The sequence below is a fragment of the Mesorhizobium sp. M7A.F.Ca.CA.004.04.2.1 genome (genome assembly GCF_004022825.1).
Lineage (GTDB): Bacteria > Pseudomonadota > Alphaproteobacteria > Rhizobiales > Rhizobiaceae > Mesorhizobium.
The window spans coordinates 1-1,851 of the sequence record NZ_RZPH01001123.1 but is presented as its reverse complement, the minus strand read 5'-3'; the positions used below and the strand labels follow the sequence as shown (position 1 = coordinate 1,851).

Annotated in this window: 3 protein-coding genes and 1 pseudogene; 1 reads left to right on the top strand and 3 read right to left on the bottom strand. The window is 62.3% G+C overall.

The genetic code is table 11. The annotated features are described in order from the left end of the window. Positions 1-183 (top strand): annotated as a pseudogene (locus EN893_RS32015) (phosphoesterase); the annotation flags it as partial. 11 nt (positions 184-194) lie between these two features. On the opposite strand, the gene EN893_RS32010 reads toward EN893_RS32015, so the two are convergent. The 3 genes from EN893_RS32010 to EN893_RS38810 form a co-directional block, all read right to left on the bottom strand. Beyond that, positions 195-845, bottom strand: coding sequence for an FMN-binding negative transcriptional regulator (locus EN893_RS32010; RefSeq protein WP_127268785.1), 651 nt, complete (start codon positions 843-845; stop codon positions 195-197). Positions 846-866: 21 nt separating this feature from the next. After that, positions 867-1,541 carry an alpha/beta hydrolase gene (locus EN893_RS32005; protein ID WP_023669128.1) on the bottom strand — a complete coding sequence of 225 codons (675 nt, stop codon included), beginning with the start codon at positions 1,539-1,541 and terminating at the stop codon, positions 867-869. Between the two features lie 89 nt (positions 1,542-1,630). Next, positions 1,631-1,851: hypothetical protein (locus EN893_RS38810; protein WP_206640214.1), on the bottom strand; the 221-nt coding region annotated here is incomplete at its 5' end.

Below are 1,851 nucleotides of genomic sequence, written 5' to 3'. Positions count from 1 at the left end.
ATCTTCGTTGGCGCGCACTATCCCAGCGACACCGTCGCCGGCTTCGGCCTTGGCTGCGGCTTCGCGCTCGCCTGCGGGCTGGTCTTTGCCCGGCTCGGCTTCATTTTCCGGCCGATGCCGTCGGGACTGCCGGTCCGCAAGAGAACGTTTCGGCTGATCGGACCGACAAGGAAGGCTGCCTGAGCATTCGAAGTTCAGTTGCCGTCCAGTCCGCCATAGGATCTGACCAGGCCGGCCATGCCGGGCGACTGGTGGTCTTCGCTTTCCAGCCCCTGTGCAACGCCGACGCGATCGGCGACCGGCCGGTTCTGGCTGACCTTCCACTTGCCGTGGATTTCGCTGATCTCGATTTCCAGCCCGATAATGCCCTTGATCTGCGACTGGATGAAGGGCTCCGGCGCATCGGTCACCGCCCAGGGTGCGGCGCGGGCGCCTTCCTGGGATATGGTCAGATCGGCGATCTGCTGCGCCAGCCAGTCCTGATCATCCATCACCTTGACGGTGCCGCGAACCTGCACGATGGCGTAATTCCAGGTCGGCACCACCTTGCCGGTCTCGCGCTTGGTCTCGTACCAGGACGGCGTCACATAGGCATCGCTGCCCTGGAAGACGATCAGCACGGGGGATGCCGGGTTGTCGGCCAACAGGCGCCATTGCGGGTTGGCCCGCGCCAGATGGGCGCGCAGCGTGCCGTTAGGCCCGATTTCCGCGTCGAGCAGGAACGGGACAGCGTTGGCGACCGGCCCATCGGGCCCGTTGGAAACCAACAGGCCCAGCGGATGCGTCCGGATCAGCCCGTGCAGGATTTCCGGCCGCGTTTCCCTGAAATGAGGAGGTTCGTACATCGCCGTCCGTTCTTGCCTTGTTTATCTCAGCCGCTTCGGACGCGGATCCGACAATTCGCCGGCCAGCCGGCGGTCGAGATAGTCGGCGCATTCCTCGAGCAGCAGGTCGGCATCGTTGGCGAAGAAATGGTTGGCGCCGGGCAAGGTCTTTTGCGTGATGGTGATGCCCTTCTGCGTGTGCAGCTTGTCGACCAGGCCCTGCACATCCTTCGGCGGCGCCACCTTGTCGGCATCGCCATGGATGATCAGGCCCGATGACGGGCAGGGCGCCAGGAACGAGAAATCATAGGTGTTGGGCTGCGGCGCGATCGAAATGAAGCCTTCGATCTCCGGCCGGCGCATCAGAAGCTGCATGCCGATCCAGGAGCCGAAGGAGTAGCCGGCGACCCAGCAGCTCTTGGAATCGGGATGCAGCGACTGCACCCAGTCCAAAGCGGCGGCGGCGTCCGACAGCTCGCCGGTGCCATGGTCGAACTCGCCCTGGCTGCGGCCGATGCCGCGGAAATTGAAGCGAAGCGTGGTGAAATCCCGCTTCTGGAACATGTAGAAGAGGTCGTAGACGATCTTGTTGTTCATCGTGCCGCCGAATTGCGGGTGCGGGTGCAGGACGATGGCAATCGGCGCGCTCTTTTCCTTGGAAGGCTGATAGCGACCCTCCAGGCGGCCGGCAGGACCGGTGAAAATGACCTCAGGCATAAAATACTCCACTTGGTAATACGAACGCGCGGTGCCTGGAACGTTTCCTCTGGCCTTGACGCAGGGCGAGCGTCTTCTTAGAAGCTAGTTTAGAATTGTTCAAAACTGAGTGGCAAGACATCGAGCCCGGCCACCCGCGCCGCAAGCCGCGTAAATAGGACGGCTCGCCTTGGAATTTCAAGGAAATAACGCCATACGACAGCGGAATGGCTTCTGACGGGATTTGACGGACGAAAATGGCCGGAATACGCGCCTATCTCGACTACAATGCCAGTGCGCCGCTGCTTGCCGTGGCCCGCGAGGCTATGGT

What these genes read in the sequence shown, in the direction of transcription:
- EN893_RS32010 (WP_127268785.1), bottom strand. Translation starts at nt 845, where the DNA reads ATGTACGAACCTCCTCATTTCAGGGAAACGCGGCCGGAAATCCTGCAC.
- EN893_RS32005 (WP_023669128.1), bottom strand. Translation starts at nt 1,541, where the DNA reads ATGCCTGAGGTCATTTTCACCGGTCCTGCCGGCCGCCTGGAGGGTCGC.